Below are 20,617 nucleotides of genomic sequence, written 5' to 3'. Positions count from 1 at the left end.
AAGCGAAATTGCTTTTAAATGAAGCTGAGCAGGTCAGGAAACCCGCTCAACTTTTTTTGAAAAATTATTTTTTGGCAAGTGTTGCCGGGACATATAATACTTGACCTTCATAAACATCTTGATTAAGTTCGAGCTGGTTGACACGAAGCAGATTGTGAACGGAGACGTCATAACGCTCTGCGAGGCTATCAACCGTATCACCTTTTTGGACGATACACATCCTTAATCTCGCTTGTTCTGAACCTTCGTCCTTCCGGGCAAAAAATTCAGTCAGCGTCATGCTTTTCTTTTTAATAGGCAGTTTTTTCTTAACCTTCGTAATGAAATCATCTGAAGAAGATGATGAAGATGAGCTTTCCTCACCGGAAGCTTCTACTTCCTCAACAGCTTCTACTTTTTGAACAGGCGCTTTCTCTACTACAACTTCTTGTTTTACCTCAGCTTTTTGTTTTGGTTCACTACTTCTGGCTTCTTGGAAGTTCCAGGCTGGCTCGTATGTCTCTTCTTCCTCTTCTTGATAGTAATTCTGCGGTTGATAATTGAAGGTTGGAAATTTAGGTAACGCATCAACACTTTCTTCTTCTTCAAGTGGCTTTCTCGCTTCGGTTTCAAACAAGAAGTTGTCTTGATAATTGCTTTGTACCTCTGCCTCCTCGGTAACTACTTCATCTTCTACAGTTTCGGATCGGTGAAGTAATTCAAACTCAGGCTCAGGCTCAGCTACTTCAACCTCCTCTTTCTGCTGCTCGCTTCCGTAGAGACCACTGATGGTGAGCTCGGCTGAAAGCTTCAGGCAGCTTCGTTCAGGGAGGGAGTAATCAAACGATTCGACAAGGACATCGATATCATAAATGCTTTGAATCCGATTGTTAGGAATGGTGATGTCGACTGGGAATCGATGTGAAAATTCACAGACTTCTTCCCCTTCGCGTTCATCCACTCTCTCAACAAATTTTTGTGAGGTAATGCCTTCTTCTTCGCTTACATCGCTTTCTTCGTAACTTTTATATTCGCCTGTGAGTTCGAGCGAACCTCGTATGGTTACGTACTGATCGTTTTCCTGGATGGTGATATCCGGGTCTAGAGAAATGGAAATAAGTTCTTCGACTTCCTGTCCTTTTCTAAACCACAGAGATTCCTCCAAGGAAAATCGTAGGCACGATTGATTCTCCTGGGACAAAGCGACTCCTCCTTTCGTTTCCTTCACGCAAAATCACTATGTCACTTACACTCTATGAGCCATGTGTTTTTTTTATGATAAAAAAGCGTTTTTAGTTGAAAAAGATTCGGGTGATGTGGTTGTATTCCGGGTGGCGAGGCTATGATTTCGCGGATTTGGATGATTATTTCGCGGGATTGAGGATTTATTTCGCGGAATTGGAGCTTTCTTTCGCGAATTTCTGGATTTATTTCGCCGATTTTTCAATTTATTTCGCTAAACCAGTTCTACGATACCTATTCAACATAAAAAAACACCCACCAAACAAGGTGGGTGCTGCAAACAATATTATTTAAGCTTAGAAAATGCAATCTCTGCAGCCTGAATAGTTTTTTCAATATCATCATCCGAATGCTCAGTTGATAGGAACAATCCTTCAAACTGAGAAGGTGGTAAGAAAATACCTTGATCAGCCATTTCACGATAATACGCTGCAAAGAACTCCAAGTTAGAAGTTTTTGCTTTTTCATAGTTGATAACCTCTTCATTTGTAAAGAAGAAGCCAATCATCGAACCAGCACGGTTAAAGGTAATTGGAATATCATATTTTTCAGCCGCAGCCTTAAAGCCTTTCTCCAAAAGATCACCTTTACGGATAAACTCATCATAGTGCTCTGGAGTTAATTGGCTTAAAGTCTCATATCCACCAGTCATCGCAAGCGGGTTACCTGACAACGTTCCTGCTTGATATATTGGGCCAGCAGGGGCAATTCGCTCCATAATCTCTGCACGACCGCCATACGCTCCAACAGGAAGACCTCCGCCGATTACTTTACCAAGACAGGTAATATCAGGCGTTATATTGAAATAGCCTTGTGCACAGTTATATCCGACACGGAATCCGGTCATTACTTCATCAAAAATGAGCAGTGAACCATTTGCAGACGTAATCTCACGAAGACCTTCTAGGAAGCCTGGAAGGGGAGGTACAAGTCCCATATTTCCAGCAACCGGTTCAACGATAATACAAGCGATATCATCACCAAATTGTTCGAAAGCATATCTTACACCTTCAAGGTCATTGTAAGCGACTGTGATGGTGTTAGAAGCAACGCCTTCAGGCACACCAGGGCTATCCGGCAAGCCGAGAGTAGCAACGCCAGAACCTGCTTTAATCAATAATGAATCGCCATGGCCATGGTAGCAGCCTTCGAATTTTAAAATCTTGTTACGGCCAGTGTAGCCGCGAGCTAAACGAAGCGCACTCATGGTTGCTTCTGTTCCAGATGAAACCATCCGCACCACTTCAATCGATGGCACACGCTCAATGACAAGCTTCGCAAGTTCAGTTTCCATCAAAGTTGGAGCACCATAGCTTGTACCCAATTCAGCCACTTTTTTCAGGCCTTCAACCACACGATCGTTCGTGTGGCCTAGGATTAATGGACCCCATGACAAAACATAATCAATATATTCATTGCCATCAATATCATAAATTTTAGAGCCTTTGCCTCGTTCCATGAAAATCGGATCCATGTTCACGGATTTAAAAGCGCGAACTGGGCTGTTTACACCGCCAGGCATTAGTTTTTGGGCTTCTTTAAATGCTTCAATCGATTTTGTATATGAACGCATCCTTTTCCCTCTTTTCAAAATGTTTATTCCTCTTCTTTTAACCAACGAATCGCATCTTTTGCTGCATAGGTAATAATTAAATCTGCTCCGGCGCGCTTCATACCGATGAGCATTTCAAGGACGGTCTTTTTCTCATCAATCCAGCCATTTAAAGCAGCTGCTTTAATCATGGAATATTCACCGCTGACGTTATAGACAACAACAGGTAAATTAAAAGTATTTTTTACATCACGAACGATATCAAGGTATGGCATTCCTGGTTTAATGATTAAAAAGTCAGCGCCTTCAGCAACATCAGATTCTGCTTCTCTAAAGGCTTCCATCCGATTAGCCGGGTCCATTTGATAGGTCTTACGGTCACCAAACTGTGGTGCACCTTCTGCCGCTTCACGGAATGGACCATAGAAGGCAGACGCATATTTTACTGCGTAAGACATGATTGGAATTTCTTGAAAACCTGCTTCATCTAAACCAGCACGGATTGCCGCAACGAAGCCGTCCATCATATTAGATGGTGCAATAATATCTGCTCCTGCTTCAGCCTGAGCAACAGCGGTTTTTACGAGCAATTCAAGTGATTCGTCGTTTAGGACTTTTTCACCTTCAACAACGCCGCAGTGACCGTGGCTAGTGTATTCACATAAGCAGGTATCAGCTACAATAATGATTTCAGGGAAGTGCTTTTTTATGTAACGAGTTGCAACCTGGATAATGCCATGGTCATGGAAGGCTTGCTCTCCACAGGCATCTTTCGTTTTCGGGATACCGAATAATAAAACGGACTTAATTCCGTGGGCAACGATATCTTCCATTTCCGCTTGAAGATTGTCCATGGATACTTGGAATACTCCAGGCATGGATGATACCTCATTACGGATGTTTTCTCCTTCATAAATAAACAGCGGATAAATGAAATCTTCCGCTTTTAAATGATTTTCTCGAACAAGCGCACGCATGCTTGCACTCGAACGCAGGCGGCGATGTCGTTTAAATTGAAGTTCCATTATGATTCCTCCATCTCTAAATAGGCGATAGTACTTTTTATCATTTCATTCACGGTATATTCCTTCGGTGATGCATGCACCGTTAAGCCGTACTCAATTAATTTTTTCTCGGTAACTGGCCCAATGCAGCCGATAATAAGGTTTGACAACTGCTCGTCCAGTCCGTGTTCCTTTACTACCTCCATGAAGTGATCCACTGTCGAAGGACTTGTAAAGGTTAGAATATCTAACTGTCTTTCTGCGATCATTTGAGCTAGCTTTAAACGGTTTTCTACCGGCAGATACGTTTCATAAATAACAACCTCATCAACCTGAGCACCGGCTTCCGTCAGGGCAGTAGCAATATATTCACGGGCAAGATTGCCTTTTGGGATTAACACCTTTGAACCGCTCTCAATAATCGGTAATAACTCCTCCACAAATGCTTCTGCCACATAAGTGGATGGGACAAAATCAGCTTGGACCCCTTTTTCCTTTAATACTTCTTCAGTTCTTTTTCCAATGACAGCAATTTTCGGCAAAACCGAACCTGCATCATTTTTTAAAAAGGAAAAAAAGGTTTCAACCGTTACATTACTTGTAAAAATAAGCCAATCATATGTATCTAGTGCCTGCAAACAGTCTTGAAGGCGCTGATTTTTTTCAATCGGTCGAAAGGCAAGGAGAGGGATTTCGACTGGAATCCCTCCAAACCTTTCAACAAGCTGAGAGAAGGATTTTGCTTGATCTTTTCCTCTTGGAACCAAAACTTTTTTATCAAGCAAAGGCTTTTGCTTTAGCATTGACCCTCGAGCTCCCGTTTAACCCGATCAATTAGGTCCTTCGCTCCCTTTTGAATTAATAAATCGGCAGCTTGGACGCCAAGCTCTTCTGGATTTTGACCTCTTAATTCTTCTTTGAAAATCTCTTGACCTTCAGGTGAACCGACCAAAACATTTAGGACGATTTCATCGTTTTCATCGATACGAGCAAAACCGGCAATTGGCACTTGGCAACCGCCCTCCATTTTTTGAAGGAAGGCACGCTCGGCACGAACCGCTCTTTCCGTTTTCTTGCATGTGAATTTTTCAAACAGTTCTAGAAGCTCTTTGTCATCTTCACGGCACTCGATCGATAAGGCTCCTTGACCAACAGCAGGAATGCAAATATCGGCATCGATAAATTCAGTCACAACATCGCTTGCCCAGCCAAGGCGAGAAAGTCCAGCAGCGGCTAAAATAATAGCATCGTATTCTTCACTTTTTAACTTTTCTAATCTTGTATCCACATTACCACGGATCCATTTAATTTCTAAATCAGGACGCTGTGCTAATAGCTGAGCACTGCGGCGCAGGCTGCTCGTACCAATAATCGCTCCTGGCTTTAAGTCCTTTAGCTTCACATGGTCTCTTGAAATAAGGGCGTCACGGTGGTCCTCACGGAAAGGGACACAGCCAATAGTTAGACCCTCTGGCAGTACAGCAGGCATATCTTTCATACTATGAACGGCCATATCAATCTCTTTATCAAGCATAGCTTGCTCGATTTCCTTTACAAATAGACCTTTTCCGCCTACCTTTGAAAGGGTAACATCTAGTATTTTATCGCCTTTGGTGACGATTTCTTTCACTTCGAATTCAAAGCTGGGGTCTAATTTTTTAAGCTGTTCAATCACCCAGTTTGTTTGTGTTAAAGCCAATTTGCTGCGTCTAGAGCCTACAATAATTTTTCGCATTACATGACTGCCTCCTAGATTATGAGTACCATAAATGAAAAGATGATAATCGACCAAATAAGAAAAAGTTAATTAAAACGATTAAAAAAGATGCTGCATTCCACATCGCTAATTTTTTACCGGAAAGGTTTTTCACGATTCGAAGATATAAATAAAGGCTATATGCTGTTAGTAATAGGAACGAACCAATAATTTTCATATCATACCAAGGCATCCCTGGGACCTTAAGAAAAGCCCATTGCAAGCCCAAAATGAGCGCTAATAGTAGCATAGGAACACCGATAACGGCTAATATGTAGGATAATCTTTCAAGTTGTTCTAAATCTGCAAGCCGAATAAGCCGCGTTCCCCATTTTTTTCTTTTTAAAAGATCGTATTGGAGCAGGTATAACAATGAAAAAACAAACGATAATGAAAAAGCCCCATATGATAGAATCGCCATTGTAATATGAATTAATAAAAGTTCAGAAACTAACTGTTTTGCCATAATGTGTGAATGATATTGCATTGGGGCAAAGGTATGAATCGCCATAACGGTAAAGCCTAGTATATTTGTAAAAAAGACGATAAAATCGACTCGAAGTAAGTGATTTATCCCAATTGACAATGTTACTAATACCCATGAATAAAAATAAAGTCCCTCAAAAATGGTAAGTACAGGGAATCTACCTGTTTTAATCATATAGAAAAATAGAAACACCGTTTGTAAAACCCATACAAATGCAAGTAACCAGAAAGCAGTACGGTTTGCCTTCCGGTTATGGTGAATGAAGTCGAAAAAATATAACAACACACTGAAGGCATACAGAACGACTGTAAATTCGTGAAGCCTAGTCATAAAGACATCAGACATAATTCAGGGGGCCCCCTTATGACTGAAAGGAAGCCTGCGCTTCTGTAACCGATATTTTATTGGTTTCGGCTGCTTTCGATTGTTGTTCTTGAACAAGCTCATCAATATTAAATATTTTCATAAATAAGTCCATTGCCTGTTCGGCATTCGGTCTTGCAGCCAATTCTTTTACTTGTAAAATTGGATCTTTTAATAACTGGTTAATGATACTTTTCGTATGCTTATTTAACACCTTTATATCGCGATCTGATAAATTCGGAAGCTTTCGTTCCAAACTTTCCATCGTTTCAGCCTGGATCGCAAGTGCCTTTTCGCGTAGAGCTGAAATGACAGGAACGACGCCAAGCATTCCTAACCATTGCTTGAAGTCGACGATTTCCTTTTCAATCATAAGCATGATTTTTTCCGCTGCTTTTTTGCGCTCTTGCAGGTTGGCTTCCACAATGCCCTCTAAATCATCGATATCATATAAAAAGACGTTTTCAAGCTCAGAAATGGCTGGATCTAGGTCACGCGGTACCGCAATGTCCACCATAAATAATGGCTTGCCCTTCCGCATTTTTTCTACTTTCGCCATCATTGCTTTTGTAATGACAAAATCCTTCGCTCCCGTTGAGCTGATTAGGATATCCGCCTCAATTAGCGATTTCTGCAATTCATCCATCGTTCTTGCTTCACCGCTAAAACGCCCAGCTAAAAGTTGAGCTTTTTCATACGTACGGTTAATCACCGTTACCTTTTTAACACCGTTGCCGTGTAGGTTTTGTGCCGCTAATTCACCCATTTTTCCTGCTCCGAAAATCAATACATGCTTATTCGCAAGCGAACCAAAGATTTTCTTCGCCAGTTCAACAGCTGCATAGCTGACAGAAACGGCATTTGCCCCAATTTCTGTTTCAGAGTGAGCACGCTTGGCAAGAGTAATCGCTTGTTTAAACAAGTGGTTAAACACGGAACCTGTTATTTCCTCAGCTTGTGCAAGCATAAAGCTTGTTCGCACCTGTCCAAGGATTTGAGTTTCCCCTAAAACCATGGAGTTTAAGCCGCACGTCACATTAAATAAGTGATCCACCGCACCATCGTCTTCATTTATGAAAAGAAAAGGAGAAAATTCTGCTTGTTCCATTCCAAACCATTCAGCGAGAAATTCTTTAATATAATAGCGGCCTGTATGTAGCTGATCGACGACCGCATAAATTTCCGTACGATTACATGTAGACAAGATGATATTTTCCAGGATGCTTTTTTTAGCGTTTAATTTTTTAATGGCATCCACAAGATCGGTCTCACTAAAGGTTAACCGCTCACGGATTTCCACAGGGGCAGTTTTATAATTTAAACCGACAACTAATATATGCATTATTCAAGGACACCCCCATTTATAACATGATTAACTAGATTGATTATATCACGACCATTTTCGACTTTTACTCGAAAAATGTGAACATAAAACGAAAGTATATGTTAATATAAAATCAATTGGCCAATTGCCAAAAGAACTAAAAAGATAATAACAATGTTTTCTTTACATTTTCTTAATAAAATATAATTAGGTCGTTTTTCTTAAAATACTTCCTTATGTACAGTATCAAAAAAATCGACGATATTCAAGTGAACCTTACTGGAAGTGGTGTTTTTCAATGAAAAATCAGCGAATTTTTCCTGGGATTATTATGATTGGATTTGGAGCCTATTTTTTATTGCAGCAAGCAGGGATTACTATTTTTCAACAATTTTTCACCTGGCCTACTTTACTCATTATTGTGGGAATTGCCTTTCTAGGTCAAGGGTTTGGTGCCAATGATCATGAGGCCATTTTACCTGGTGTTATCATGAGTGGGTTTGGTCTTCATTTTCACCTCGTCGGCCACGTATCCTTTTGGCCAACTAACACAATCGGGATGTTAATATTAATTATTTCAATCGGATTCTTCCTTAGATTTCAAAAAACAAACACAGGATTGTTTCAAGCCTTCCTATTTCTCATTTTAGCTGTGTTGCTGCTTTTTTATGATAAAATTGCTGGATATTTTGGATTATTACAAAACGGTATGAGCTTGGTCTGGAAATTTTGGCCTGTTCTCTTAATTGTTGTTGGTATTTATTTTTTACTAAAAAAGAAAAAATAACCGCCTGGCACATTTGCCAAGCGGTTTTTGTTTACATATAACTTTGTAAGATTGACCATGCCTTATCTTTTCCTTCGCCTGTTTCCGAGGAAAAAATAATAAGATGATCATCGGGGTCAAGATCTAATGTCTCACGTGTTACTTTTAAATGCTTTTGCCATTTCCCTCTTGGGATTTTATCCGCTTTAGTTGCAATGACAACACAGGTGATTCCGTAATGCTTTAAAAAATCATACATCAACACATCGTCTTGGGTTGGCGGATGGCGCAAGTCCACAATTAGTACACAGGCCCTTAATTGCTCACGAGTTGTAAAATACGTTTCAATCATTTTCCCCCAGGCTGCCCGCTCCGTTTTGGACACTTTGGCGTATCCATACCCAGGGACGTCGACAAAATGGAGAATTTCATTAATTAGGAAAAAGTTTAATGTTTGGGTTTTTCCAGGCTTAGAAGAAATCCGCGCTAACCCTTTCCGATTCAACATTTTATTGATAAATGAAGATTTGCCGACATTTGACCGGCCTGCTAGTGCAAATTCAGGCAATTCCGTTTCTGGATATTGCTCTGGTCTTACCGCACTGATTACGATATCTGAACTTACTACTTTCATTCTGCTCCGCCTTCCAATAGAGCATGCTTCAAAACTTCATCTACATGTGTAACTGGAACAAACTCTAATTCATTTCTAACACTTTCCGGAATATCATCGATATCCTTTTCATTATCCTTAGGTAGGATGACCTTGGTTAGCCCAGCACGATGGGCGCTGAGTGTTTTCTCCTTTAATCCGCCAATCGGAAGGACTCTTCCACGTAATGTAATTTCACCGGTCATTCCCACTTCACGACGAATTGGTCTGCCTGTTAAGGCTGATACAAGCGCAGTGGCCATTGTGATCCCTGCAGATGGGCCGTCTTTGGGAACAGCTCCTTCAGGCACATGAATATGAATATCATATTTTTCATGGAAGTCTTCATCAATTCCAAGCTCCTTGGCTTTAGAACGAATATAACTAAAAGCAGCCTGAGCCGATTCTTTCATAACATCTCCAAGTTTACCAGTCAGAACAAGCTTTCCTTTACCAGGAGCCAAGGAAACTTCAATCTGCAGCGTGTCACCGCCAACCGTTGTGTAAGCTAAGCCCGTTGCCACGCCTACTTGGTCTTCCGTTTCCGCTTGCCCATAGCGAAATCTTGGTTTTCCTAAAAACTCTTCCACATTTTTATCAGTGATGACGACGCGTTTCTTTTCACCAGATACAATGATTTTCGCCGTTTTCCGGCAAATGGTTGCCATTTGACGCTCAAGGCTTCTGACCCCAGCTTCCCGAGTGTAATATCGGACCACTTTTAAAATCGCATCATCGCGCACCTGAAGAGTGTTTTTTGAAAGACCATTTTCTTTAATTTGCTTTGGCAGCAAATGATCGCGTGTAATATGGACCTTTTCAATCTCCGTATAGCCAGCAATCGTAATGATTTCCATTCGATCTAATAACGGTCCCGGAATGGTGGACAGGTTATTCGCCGTTGCGATGAACATCACTTTGGATAAATCGTAAGTTTCTTCTATATAATGGTCACTGAAATTATGATTTTGTTCTGGGTCTAGAACTTCTAATAGAGCGGCAGATGGGTCGCCACGGAAATCACTCGACATTTTATCGATTTCATCTAATAAAAATACCGGATTAATTGTTCCTGCTTTTTTCATTCCTTGAATGATTCGTCCTGGCATGGCACCGACATACGTTCTTCGATGACCGCGAATTTCTGATTCATCACGAACTCCGCCAAGGGATACACGAACAAAGTTACGATTGAGCGAAGTTGCGATTGAGCGGGCCAGACTCGTTTTACCAACCCCTGGAGGTCCGGCAAGACAGAGAATTGGTCCTTTTAGGGAGTTTGTCAGCTTTTGCACCGCCAAATATTCCAGCACACGTTCTTTCACTTTTTCAAGTCCGTAATGATCTTGATTTAAGATTTTTTCAGCCCGAAGGATATCGATGTCATCCTCAGTCTTTTTTGACCATGGGATGGAAATCAGCCATTCAATATAATTGCGGATTACCGCGCTCTCAGCTGAGCTGGTTGGAACCTTTTCATAGCGGTCTAATTCCTTCATTGCTGCTTGAAGAACATGCTCTGGCATTCCTACTTGCTCTATCTTTTTTGTGAGCTCAGCGATTTCACCTGTTTTTCCTTCTTTATCGCCTAATTCCTTTTGAATCGCCTTCATCTGTTCACGCAAATAATATTCCTTTTGCGTTCTTTCCATTGAACGTTTGACACGCTGACCAATCTTCTTTTCGAGATTGAGGACTTCTTTTTCATTATGAATCGTGTCAATCACTGTGTTCATTCTTTGTTTCACATCAATCGTTTCAAGGATTACTTGTTTATCCTTTAGTTTGATTGGCAAATGGGAAGCGATGATATCGGCCATTCTTCCTGGTTCCTCAATATCGGCAACTGATGCGTATGTTTCGGCTGAGATTTTTTTCGATAATTTTATGTATTGCTCAAAATAATCAAGCATCGTTCGCATCAAGGCCTGATCTTCCACATCTTTTGTTTCCGGGTCATCATATGTGGTGATGGTGACGGAATAGTAATCTTCTTCATCATAAAAAGAAACGATTTCCGCTCTGCTTAAGCCCTCTACCAAAACACGAATCGTACCATTAGGAAGTTTAAGCATTTGCTTTACTTTGGTTAAGGTTCCAAGTTTGTATAAATCCTCTTCAGAAGGGTCATCAATCGAGACATCCTTTTGAGTGGTTAAAAAAATTAAGTGATCATCTACCATTGCTTTTTCGAGTGCCTGGACGGATCTGTCGCGGCCTACATCTAAGTGTAGTACCATAGTCGGATATACCAGCAATCCCCGAAGCGGCAGGAGGGGGACGAGCAATTCATTATTTTTCGCCATAATACAGCACCTCCACATGCATAATTCTTTTTTACTACTTTCATAAAACAGAATAGTCTTTGTTGTACAATTCTATCTCATTTAGTTTTTTGTGTCTATTTTTAGAGATTCTTCAGATTATCTCTTTCTCAATATAATTATTTTCCCCAACATTCTCACAAAAAAACTCCGGTTTGTTTATTAACAAACCGAAGTTTTTGTTAAATCGACTCTTTTTTTGAAAGTTCCACCGATGCAGGGATAGCGGTAGTTTTTCCAAAATTATTTTTCAGAGCAATTTCAAATACCTCATGCAAATGATTAACTGGAACGATACGGATACCATCGATTTCATTTAAAATGGTTTGCATATTTTCTTCCGGGATAATCACCGTTTTGGCACCGGCTTTCTTCGCTGCCTTTACCTTCGGATAAACGCCGCCAATTGGCTTTACATTCCCGTGGATACTGATTTCGCCTGTCATAGCCACCGTATTATCGATTGGAATCTTATAAATAGCCGAATAAATCCCAGTCGCCATCGCGATGCCTGCTGATGGACCATCAATAGGGATACCGCCTGGGAAATTTACATGAATATCATAGTCATTGGCAGGAACCCCCATCGAACGCAGGACGGTTATAACATTTTCAATCGAACCGCGGGCCATACTTTTACGGCGAATGGATTTTCCTTGACCGCCAATACTTTCTTCTTCAACAATTCCAGTAATATTGATCGTTCCTTTTTCTTTTGCCGGAATCACTGTTACCTCAATTTCAAGAAGAGCACCGGAATTCGGACCGTAAACAGCTAGTCCATTGACAAGGCCTACATGGGAAATTTCATTTATTTTTCGTTCCATTCTCGGAGTCATTTGACTGGAATGAATCACCCATTCAATATCCTCATCTTTGATAAAATCGCGGTCTTCTGTAATCGCAAGTCCCGCTGCAATTTGAATCATATTGACCGTTTCACGGCCATTTCTGGCGTAGGTAGAAAGGGTCGTCACACCAGCTTCACTTATTTGCAAATTCACCTTTTCTGCCGCTTTTTTGGCTACAGTCACAATTTCTTCCTGATTTAAATCGCGGAAGAATACCTCCATACATCGTGAACGAATAGCTGGTGGTATTTCACTTGGTGTTCTTGTCGTCGCCCCGATTAAGCGGAAATCGGCTGGAAGGCCATTTTTAAAAATATCATGTATATGGGTTGGAATTTGGTGGTTTTCCTCGTGATAATAAGCACTTTCGAGGAAAACCTTGCGATCCTCTAAAACTTTTAGAAGCTTGTTCATCTGAATCGGATGTAATTCGCCGATTTCATCGATAAAGAGAACTCCACCATGTGCATTTGTTACCGCACCTTGTTTCGGCTGCGGAATCCCAGCCTGTCCCATTGCTCCTGCCCCTTGATAAATGGGATCATGGACAGAGCCAATCAACGGGTCGGCAATCCCCCGCTCATCGAATCGCGCTGTAGTCGCATCTAGTTCAATAAAAACGGATTCGCGTTTAAATGGTGATTTCGCATTCTTTTTTGCTTCCTCCAATACGAGTCGGGCTGCTGCTGTTTTGCCGACACCCGGAGGTCCATAAATAATCACATGCTGCGGATTGGGTCCACATAAGGCGGCTTTTAATGATTTTATTCCATCTTCTTGTCCGACAATATCTTGAAAGCTTGAAGGTCGTACTTTTTCTGATAATGGTTCTGTTAATGATATTGATCTCATTTTTCGCAGCTGTTCCATTTCTTTTCGGGATTCCCGATCGATGGAAACCTTTTGAGTCCGTTGATTTCTGAGCAAATTCCAAAAGTACAGCCCAATGATGATTCCAAAAAACAGCTGTATAAATAAAGCAATCCCCGTCCAACTCATCTTTTTCCCTCCAGCACTTTGTACTCTATAGATATTAATAAGTATTTCCTGTGGAGTGGTGGAATAAACCACAAAATGCAAGAAACTGGTGAGATGGAAATTTGAACTAGGACTGTATTTCAAAGTTTTGACTAATTTTTTGGTGGTTTTGTCTATTTTTCATGGGGAATTGTCTATTTTTTTTGGGCCATTGTCTATTTTTTCGATGATTTTGTCTATATAGACAATTTTTGTAAAATTAAATTACATTAAAAAGGACCTGACAAAAGTCAGGACCTCAAAAACTATGCTGATTTTTCTTCCACAACAACTGTTCCATCTTCTAACACTAGCTTTGGAACGCTGTTGTTGATGACGGTTTCCTTTGTAATGATACACTTTGTAATATCATCGCGGGAAGGAAGGTCAAACATGACATCAAGCATGATTCCTTCTATGATTGAACGTAATCCACGGGCACCCGTTTTTCGTTCAATCGCTTTCTTCGCGATTTCAGTCAATGCGCCTTCTTCAAATTCTAGCTCAACATCATCAATTTCAAGCATTTTTTGATATTGTTTTACAAGCGCATTTTTTGGTTTTGTTAAAATTTCAATTAATGCCGCCTCGTCCAACTGTTCAAGGCTTGCAATAACTGGAAGACGGCCAATAAATTCAGGGATTAAACCGAATCGCAGCAAGTCCTCAGGCAATACTTTTGAAAGAAGCTCTTTTGATGTAATCTCTGCTTGCTTTGGATCAGCACCAAAACCAATTACTTTTTGTCCTAAACGGCGCTTAATAATCGGTTCAATTCCATCAAACGCTCCACCGCAGATAAATAGAATATTGGTTGTATCAATTTGGATGAATTCTTGATGTGGGTGTTTGCGGCCGCCTTGAGGTGGAACGCTTGCCACTGTACCTTCAAGAATTTTTAATAATGCCTGCTGTACGCCTTCACCGGATACATCTCTTGTAATAGAAGGATTTTCCGATTTACGGGCAATTTTATCAATTTCATCAATGTAGATAATGCCTTTTTCTGCTTTTTCTACATCATAATCAGCAGCTTGAATTAATTTTAATAAAATATTTTCTACGTCTTCACCAACATAGCCAGCCTCTGTTAAAGACGTTGCATCAGCAATGGCAAATGGCACATTCAGAATGCGCGCTAATGTTTGTGCTAAAAGCGTTTTCCCGCTTCCTGTTGGCCCAATCATAGCAATATTACTCTTAGAAAGCTCGACGTCATCAATCTTGCTATTGGAATTGATGCGCTTATAGTGGTTGTAAACGGCAACAGACAGCGACTTCTTCGCTTGGTCCTGACCGATGACATACTCATCAAGGATTTCACAGATTTCCTTCGGTTTTGGAACGTCTTTAAATTCTACTTCTTCTTCTGTTCCAAGCTCTTCCTCGACGATTTCTGTGCAAAGCTCAATGCACTCGTCACATATATAAACTCCCGGCCCTGCCACTAGTTTACGGACTTGATCCTGCGTTTTTCCACAGAATGAACATTTTAATTGTCCTTTTTCATCATTAAATTTAAACAACTCTTTCACCCCTCGAAACGTGTTATAACCCTAATTGAAGCTGGTGGATAATCCAAACAAAAGCCGAGTTCAAACTATTTCTAAAATGGTATGTATTTTGCATTGTAACATATTTGGCCAATGGACTGGAACTAAAATGCTTTATGTTTTTATTTGTTTGGAGATGCACCGATTTGAAACTTATGTACTCATTAATCTTTGCCATAATTTTTAAAAATAAATCTAAAAGCTGTATGGAAATTATTATTCGTTATGTATAGCTTGTTTTCCTGCCCATTGTTAAAAAGGTTTCCCTGACATAATTATAATATGTAATTGAAAAAATGTATAAAACAAGGCACGATCAAAATCGTGCCTTGCGTTTATTTAATAATTATTTCTTGTTTTCAACAAGAAAATCGATAGCTTTTTTAAATTTAAGCTCACCTTTAATGCCTTCAACGCCGCCAAGTGCTTGCTTAATTGCATCCACTGACATGTTGTACATACCAGCCATTTTTTCAAGCTCAGCCTCTACATCTTCGTCAGTTGCTTCAAGGTTTTCAGCTTTAGCAATTGCTTCAAGTGTTAAGTTCACTTTTACGCGTGTTGCTGCTTCTTCCTTCATTTGCTCACGAAGGGCATTTTCGTCTTGACCAGAGAATTGGAAGTATAGCTCAAGGTTCATACCTTGCATTTGCAGGCGTTGTTCAAATTCTTGAAGCATACGGTTTACTTCGTTAGAAACCATTACTTCTGGAACTTCAACTTCTGCATTTTCAGCAGCTTTTTCCACTACTGTGTCACGAAGGTGGTGTTCTGCTTCATGCTTTTTGCTGTCTTCTAAACGAGTTTTGATTTTTTCTTTTAATGCATCTAATGTTTCAACTTCTTCGTCAACATCTTTTGCAAACTCGTCATCTAATGCAGGAAGTTCTTTTCCTTTGATTTCATGAACAGTTACTTTGAAAACAGCTGGTTTGCCAGCAAGTTCTGCTGCATGGTACTCTTCAGGGAATGTTACTTCCACGTCTTTAGATTCACCTGTTTTTACTCCAACTAGCTGCTCTTCAAATCCAGGAATGAAAGATCCTGAACCAAGTTCTAGTGTGTGGTTTTCAGCTTTGCCGCCTTCGAAAGCTTCGCCATCAACGAATCCTTCAAAGTCAAGAACAACTGTATCACCATTTTCAGCAGGAACATCTTCTTTAACAACAAGCTCAGCATGACGGTTTTGAAGAGTTTCTAATTCTTTTTGTACATCTTCGTCTGTAACTGTTGCTTCAAGCTCTTCAACTTCTAGGCCTTTGTATTCGCCTAATTTTACTTCAGGCTTAACTTGAACAGTTGCTTTGAAGATCAATTCCTTGCCTTTTTCCATTTGCTCGACGTCAATCTCAGGACGGTCGATTGGCTCGATTCCTGTTTCATCGATTGCATTTCCGTAAGCTTCAGGAAGAATAATATCTAATGCATCTTGGTAAAGTGATTCTACACCGAAACGCTTTTCAAACATTGGTCGAGGCATTTTCCCTTTACGGAAGCCTGGAACGTTTACTTGCTTAACAACTTTTTGGAATGCTGCGTCTAAACCTTTGCTTACTTCTTCAGCACTTACTTCAACTGTAAGGACGCCGCGGTTTCCTTCTAATTTTTCCCATTTTGCTGTCATACCTATTTTCCCTCCAACATCTATTCTCATTTCATTCGTAACGAATTTAGAGTCGGAATATGACTTGTCCATCAAGTCATTTCCATTTTTTTAATGTAAAATATAGTTTTTTACACAATGCAACCCCTACATTATAACACAGGATTGCTGTGTTTCAACACTGTAGCCTATATATTAGGATAAGAAATTTTCTCAATTAGCTCAATTTGGGTTCTTGCCTGCTCGATTTCTTGTTGTGTAACCCTATACTCCTTCGCAGTTTCCTTTATTTCTGGCTCCATTCCCATGTATTCTTGTGCCAGTATGTGGAAGGCCGCAGCCCAAGTTGCTGTATTTTCCGGTTGTATCTCAAAGGGATAGCTCATGAAGAAGATTCGTTCAACTAATCCAATGATATTTTCAAAGAGAACAGGGTCAGTGCTTTCGAGGCGATTTTCTAATAAAGTTTTTATTTCGGACATTCTGGGCTGGAGTCTGACCTCCGGCAGTTGTGTTGGGATGACTGTTTTTTGTTGTGTGAATTTTGTAATTGTTATTTCTCGTTCAATTTCCTGCTCTTTGAGTAGTGTTAACAATATTGTTTTGAGAAATGGATGTCCTGTTTCTGCATTGAGGTATTCTTCTATCTCAGGGACATATGGTCGGATGTTTTTTTCTGCAAGATTCGAAACAAGCAACATTTGCTCGTTAAGATTATTAATCGATAATAGATTTAGCCGTTGCGGAGTCTCCTCCTTCGGCTCTATCTCATTTATGTCTAGATTGCGATTTTCGGCCATTCTACGGCTGAATTGCAGGATGGTTAAAAAATGGTCATGTTTTTCAGGTGGAATTTCTTTTTCTTCTAATAGCGCTTCAATGGTTGAGACGATTTCTTGGTATTCGTGGAGTTGAATTAGGACTGTTAAATAGAGATCAACCATTTGAAAATAGTCGCCAATGCCTTTTAATAGCATTTCATTGGCGAGTTTTTTTGCTTTTTTAAAAGATGCTGCTTCAAAATAGGCAAGAACGAGTCCGATTAAGATCTCATCATTTTCAGGATCGAGTTCTTTTGCTTCTTCTAAAAGGGTAATTGCTTCTTGGAATTTTTTATTATGGAGGCTTTCTAAGCCTTTATCTGTTAATCGCTTTTCGATTCCGGGAAAGAAAATTATATTATCTATCCGTTTCGCTTTTTCCCGCTTTTTCATAAAAATCCGTCCTTCGGCATGTCGTTGGAAAATAGTGTAGCATAATTAGGGTATAAAAAAAACTCACCTGGTTGGGTGAGTTTTTTTACGGAATCTCTCGATAATCTTTTGCAAACTTCACATTTAGCATTTGATTATTTTTGGGCGCATCTATTCTTAGGCTAAATGAACTATTGAAAGACTTAGGATCAAAGTAACAACATTCATCTGTTTGAGGACAGTAAATACAATAAACATCAATTTGATTTTTATCCACATTTTTATTTACTGATCCCTTACTTGTACTGTAGGAAGAACGAAATCTAACTTCTAATATCCCTTTTACATTTGGCCCCTTATATTTTACTTGCACTCTTTTAAAAATTTGATCTTTATAAATCACTAGGTCAAATGAGCATGCTCTGTTTGAGGGTGTAGAATCATATACCCCTTTTCATAAAGATCAACTTGTGCCTTTAAAACACCTAAATCACCTTTATGTTTTGTATGATGTTCCATAAACCCACATCCTTATCGGAACAAAATATTTTTTTATCCCTGAATATGAAAAAAAACTCACTTTCATAAGTGAGTTAATGTCTGGTATGTAGTATGGCGTCCCAGGAGAGATTCGAACTCCCGACCGACGGCTTAGCTTACCACTATGACTTTCGTCACCAACGTACGCTATATCAACGCTTTTGAATCGGGCACTGATACGGTCATTTGCCGAACTTTCGACCGTTTTCATTATAACACGATATATAAATAGAAAGAAACCGTGAAATACCGATTTTACCTCTAAAAAAGAGTGGACGAGATTTACGCCCACTCAACAAAACTAGGAAGACGTAATAGCCCTGCCTTCGTTAAATTACGATATTTGACCCGACACTTAATCGACTCGATAAGCGTGAAATCATTCTCTTCACGAATTACTTGCTTCCCGTAGACATACCTTCGTTCAGACAAAGGAACACCGAGTTCCATTACCCCTGCATATCGACCATCTTCGAATGTTAACAACAATCCGAAGTCCTTTGGCTGCTTCCGGTATCCAACCACAAAAACATCTGAATACTGATAATTAATCACTTTCAACCACGATTGTGACCGCTTACCGATTTCATAACGGGAATCCTTACGTTTTAAGACGATTCCTTCCAGGGATTGCTCTTTGATTGCATCAAAATACGCTGAACCGTGCCCCTCAATGAATTGAGTCTTAGCAATTAGTGAAGTATCATGTGGAACTATATCCTGAAGTATTTCCTTACGTTCAAGTAATGGTAAGTTAGTGATCCGTTCACCTTTGCGCTGTATCACGTCAAAAGCGACGAAAGTTATCTGTGACTTATCTTTAGAACTCATAAACCGACTCATTACAGCTTCAAAGTCAGGCTTGCCGTCTTTGTCACTGACGATTAGCTCACCATCAAGTACCGTGCCTGGCGGAATGTCTAGGTTATAAAGTTCGGGGAATTTTGATGTGATTTCGTTATTGTGCCGTGAATATAAACGGACTTTACCAGCGTCATCAACTGAATATATTAAACGGATGCCGTCGAGTTTCAGTTCAGTAACGTAGTCGTCTGAATCAAACGGTTGATCCGTTTTATTCAATAACATTGGCGATATAAACATAAAACCACCTCACTATCATTTTAACAAATAACAACTGTAAATTTAATGGAAAAGAATGGGGGCTTATTGTTCCTTAATCTTCATGTAAATGAGTCATTCTTTAAGTATCTGTACACAAATTGATGTATAATATGGATCTGTTTAAGATTTCTCTCGTACCCACATAAAGCACAATATACAATAATCACCATGTGCCTCCCCTAAAAAATTGGTCTACACACAATTTTGCAATTTAGAAAAAGGAAAATAAATCCTTTTATAGAATACTAAATTAAAGGAGAGATGCTTATGTCATATCAGACAGCTCAAATTTGTTTAAACGGACACGTAATAAACGGAAACTTCGAGGGTTATCCCATTGATAATCAAAATTATTGCCAAGAGTGCGGATCTAAAACTATCCACGAATGTCCAGATTGCAAATCAAATATTCGAGGAGATTTGGATTATGGGGTAGGGTATGAACACTTACAATTTGCTCCAAAGCATTGTTATAATTGTGGAAGTCCTTATCCGTGGATTAAAGAAAAGTTAAAGGCAGCAAAAGAACTAGCAGATGAAATAGAAGAACTTTCTGAAGAAGAAAGAGAAAAACTAAAGGGTACCATTGATGATCTACTAATAGAGGGACCAAGAACCGAATTAGCTGCAATTAGATTTAAGAAACTATTACCTAAAGCCAAGGTAGAGATTGCAAATGGTTTAAAAAACATTATTGTTGATATTGCAAGTGAATATGCAAAGAAACTTTTAATAGGTTCATAAAAAAAAGCATCCCTCGGGGTGCTATTTTGTTGAATATTATTTGTTGTGAAAGTTGTTTTCCACCTGTACACAATATTGTCGAAAGGTATCAAAGTCCTTTTGTCGAATCCTTCTGTAAGAGGGGAGGTGTACGATGACAAAGTTGATTACTGTAGATAGAGCAAAAGCCGAAATTAAACGATTGCAGCATTATGTCGATTTAGTAGAGTCTTTCGAAGCAGATACGTTAGACAAGGCAATAATTATGGAGTATGCATATACAAACAGTATTATAAAAGTAACAGAAAACTTGAACATCGAAAGAGATTACGCACTTAGCGTTATAAAACGTAAGGGACAAGATGAACTACATAAAATGATGAGATCAATGTATATGTAAAAATCAAAACCTAACAGACAGCGTTAATGAAGCATCCTTCGGGGTGCTTTTTAAATACGATTTTGCCTCTTGTTTTCAATGCAATAAAAAAGACCCCCAGTAGGAAGCCTCATTATAATATGGTGGTATTAAATTCTGTAATGTGTTTATGGCATCATAAAAA

Annotated in this window: 17 protein-coding genes and 1 pseudogene; 3 read left to right on the top strand and 15 right to left on the bottom strand. The window is 39.6% G+C overall.

The genetic code is table 11. The annotated features are described in order from the left end of the window. Window positions 1–64 precede the first annotated feature (64 nt). The 7 genes from spoVID to hemA form a co-directional block, all read right to left on the bottom strand. The gene (gene spoVID, locus ABES02_RS17435; protein WP_430137520.1) at window positions 65–1,180 is read right to left on the bottom strand and encodes a stage VI sporulation protein D; all 1,116 of its coding nucleotides are present in this window, start codon (window positions 1,178–1,180) and stop codon (window positions 65–67) included. Window positions 1,181–1,507: 327 nt separating this feature from the next. Then, window positions 1,508–2,794: a glutamate-1-semialdehyde 2,1-aminomutase gene (gene hemL, locus ABES02_RS17430; RefSeq protein ID WP_430137518.1), complete on the bottom strand. Its 1,287-nt coding sequence runs from the start codon at window positions 2,792–2,794 to the stop codon at window positions 1,508–1,510. Between the two features lie 23 nt (window positions 2,795–2,817). Further along, entirely contained in the window at window positions 2,818–3,798 is a 981-nt protein-coding gene (gene hemB / locus ABES02_RS17425) for a porphobilinogen synthase (RefSeq protein WP_430137515.1), read from the bottom strand. Continuing rightward, entirely contained in the window at window positions 3,798–4,580 is a 783-nt protein-coding gene (locus ABES02_RS17420) for a uroporphyrinogen-III synthase (RefSeq protein ID WP_430137512.1), read from the bottom strand. The genes hemB and ABES02_RS17420 overlap by 1 nt, the downstream gene beginning before the upstream one ends. Beyond that, a complete protein-coding gene (gene hemC, locus ABES02_RS17415) occupies window positions 4,574–5,512 on the bottom strand; it encodes a hydroxymethylbilane synthase (protein ID WP_430137509.1) in 939 nt (312 codons plus the stop codon). The genes ABES02_RS17420 and hemC overlap by 7 nt, the downstream gene beginning before the upstream one ends. Window positions 5,513–5,531: 19 nt before the next feature. Continuing rightward, window positions 5,532–6,365: a cytochrome c biogenesis protein CcsA gene (ccsA, locus tag ABES02_RS17410; RefSeq protein WP_430137506.1), complete on the bottom strand. Its 834-nt coding sequence runs from the start codon at window positions 6,363–6,365 to the stop codon at window positions 5,532–5,534. A 16-nt stretch (window positions 6,366–6,381) separates the two neighbouring features. Next, window positions 6,382–7,725, bottom strand: coding sequence for a glutamyl-tRNA reductase (gene hemA / locus ABES02_RS17405; RefSeq protein ID WP_430137503.1), 1,344 nt, complete (start codon window positions 7,723–7,725; stop codon window positions 6,382–6,384). A gap of 280 nt (window positions 7,726–8,005) precedes the next feature. On the opposite strand from hemA, the gene ABES02_RS17400 reads away from it, so the two are divergent. Further along, window positions 8,006–8,494 carry a LiaF transmembrane domain-containing protein gene (locus ABES02_RS17400; RefSeq protein WP_430137500.1) on the top strand — a complete coding sequence of 163 codons (489 nt, stop codon included), beginning with the start codon at window positions 8,006–8,008 and terminating at the stop codon, window positions 8,492–8,494. 31 nt (window positions 8,495–8,525) lie between these two features. Here ABES02_RS17400 and yihA read toward each other — a convergent pair whose 3' ends face one another. The 8 genes and pseudogenes from yihA to ABES02_RS17360 form a co-directional block, all read right to left on the bottom strand. Continuing rightward, on the bottom strand, window positions 8,526–9,107 hold the full coding sequence (yihA, locus tag ABES02_RS17395; RefSeq protein ID WP_430137497.1) for a ribosome biogenesis GTP-binding protein YihA/YsxC: 582 nt from the start codon (window positions 9,105–9,107) through the stop codon (window positions 8,526–8,528). Then, complete coding sequence (gene lon / locus ABES02_RS17390) at window positions 9,104–11,431, bottom strand: endopeptidase La (RefSeq protein ID WP_430137495.1); 2,328 nt, start codon at window positions 11,429–11,431, stop codon at window positions 9,104–9,106. The genes yihA and lon overlap by 4 nt, the downstream gene beginning before the upstream one ends. A gap of 200 nt (window positions 11,432–11,631) precedes the next feature. Further along, window positions 11,632–13,299 (bottom strand): ATP-dependent protease LonB, encoded by a 1,668-nt coding sequence (lonB, locus tag ABES02_RS17385; RefSeq protein ID WP_430137493.1) that lies wholly within the window; start codon window positions 13,297–13,299, stop codon window positions 11,632–11,634. Window positions 13,300–13,583: 284 nt separating this feature from the next. After that, a complete protein-coding gene (gene clpX, locus ABES02_RS17380; protein ID WP_223591105.1) occupies window positions 13,584–14,843 on the bottom strand; it encodes an ATP-dependent protease ATP-binding subunit ClpX in 1,260 nt (419 codons plus the stop codon). A gap of 373 nt (window positions 14,844–15,216) precedes the next feature. Beyond that, a complete protein-coding gene (gene tig / locus ABES02_RS17375; protein ID WP_430137490.1) occupies window positions 15,217–16,494 on the bottom strand; it encodes a trigger factor in 1,278 nt (425 codons plus the stop codon). A gap of 167 nt (window positions 16,495–16,661) precedes the next feature. After that, entirely contained in the window at window positions 16,662–17,687 is a 1,026-nt protein-coding gene (locus ABES02_RS17370; RefSeq protein WP_430137487.1) for a tetratricopeptide repeat protein, read from the bottom strand. A gap of 85 nt (window positions 17,688–17,772) precedes the next feature. After that, window positions 17,773–18,185: pseudogene (locus ABES02_RS17365) on the bottom strand (group I intron-associated PD-(D/E)XK endonuclease). Window positions 18,186–18,488: 303 nt separating this feature from the next. Further along, window positions 18,489–19,310 carry an RNA ligase family protein gene (locus ABES02_RS17360; RefSeq protein WP_430137484.1) on the bottom strand — a complete coding sequence of 274 codons (822 nt, stop codon included), beginning with the start codon at window positions 19,308–19,310 and terminating at the stop codon, window positions 18,489–18,491. Window positions 19,311–19,598: 288 nt separating this feature from the next. Between ABES02_RS17360 and ABES02_RS17355 the strand changes: the two genes are divergently transcribed. Together ABES02_RS17355 and ABES02_RS17350 are read left to right on the top strand one after the other, a co-directional pair. Beyond that, window positions 19,599–20,075 carry a DUF2321 domain-containing protein gene (locus ABES02_RS17355; RefSeq protein WP_430137482.1) on the top strand — a complete coding sequence of 159 codons (477 nt, stop codon included), beginning with the start codon at window positions 19,599–19,601 and terminating at the stop codon, window positions 20,073–20,075. 133 nt (window positions 20,076–20,208) lie between these two features. Next, on the top strand, window positions 20,209–20,454 hold the full coding sequence (locus ABES02_RS17350; RefSeq protein ID WP_430137479.1) for a hypothetical protein: 246 nt from the start codon (window positions 20,209–20,211) through the stop codon (window positions 20,452–20,454). The last annotated feature ends 163 nt before the right edge of the window (window positions 20,455–20,617 follow it).

The sequence above is a fragment of the Neobacillus pocheonensis genome, from assembly GCF_050477905.1.
In the GTDB taxonomy this organism is placed as follows: domain Bacteria; phylum Bacillota; class Bacilli; order Bacillales; family Cytobacillaceae; genus Neobacillus; species Neobacillus pocheonensis_A.
This window is presented reverse-complemented; position numbering and strand designations above follow the sequence as displayed.